Origin of the sequence: Nguyenibacter vanlangensis (assembly GCF_013376155.1) — a bacterium.
Lineage (GTDB): Bacteria > Pseudomonadota > Alphaproteobacteria > Acetobacterales > Acetobacteraceae > Gluconacetobacter > Gluconacetobacter vanlangensis.
Window position 1 is genome coordinate 1 of record NZ_JABXXP010001143.1, and the last position, 651, is coordinate 651.

At 73.1% G+C, this 651-nt stretch carries 1 protein-coding gene; it reads right to left on the bottom strand.

Going from position 1 to position 651, the window contains the following annotated elements; genetic code table 11:
• Positions 1-651: nucleotidyltransferase family protein (locus HUK84_RS21755; RefSeq protein ID WP_176641989.1), on the bottom strand; the 651-nt coding region annotated here is incomplete at both ends.

The window sequence follows — 651 nt, forward strand, 5'->3', positions numbered from 1 at the left end:
GACCAGCCGGACCGTGGCGTGGCTCAGGACTCCGATCCGCGCGCACAGCGCCGCCCGGGTCAGCCGTCCGGTCGCGTAGCGCAGCAGGACCATCGGCCCCAACAGGCGGGCCATGCGCAACGGGTGCTTGCGCTGTCGTTCGATCCGTTGCCACAGCCGCACGACGCCCAGGGCGGCCGGGGTGCGGAACAGGAACAGGTTGCAGCCGGAAAAGGCGCCGTCCGCCAGGCGGATCAGCGTACGCCTGCCGCTCGGCGCATCGCGGGCGATATCGCCGGCCATGGCGATGGCGGCCGCCATGTCGCACTGGGTGCCGGCCGAGGCCAGGAACGCATCGATCCATTCGGGGCGAAGCAGCGCGTGGTCGGCCGTGGTGACCAGCAGCGGCGTGCCCAGCGTCGACAGGGCCTCCATGACGCTGGCGCTGGGTCCTGGCGCCGGGGGCAGGATGCCGACCGGGTGGTCCAGGACCCCGTCCAGGATTTCGGGTCTTTCGATGCTGACGACGATCCGGCCGACGCGTGGATGGGCCGCCAGCGCGTCCACCACCCGGGCGATCATCGGACGGCCGGCGACGGGCAGGATCGCCTTGTGCGACACGCCGGCGGCCCGGGCCATCGGGTCGGACGTGCCGGCGCGCGTGCCTGCCAG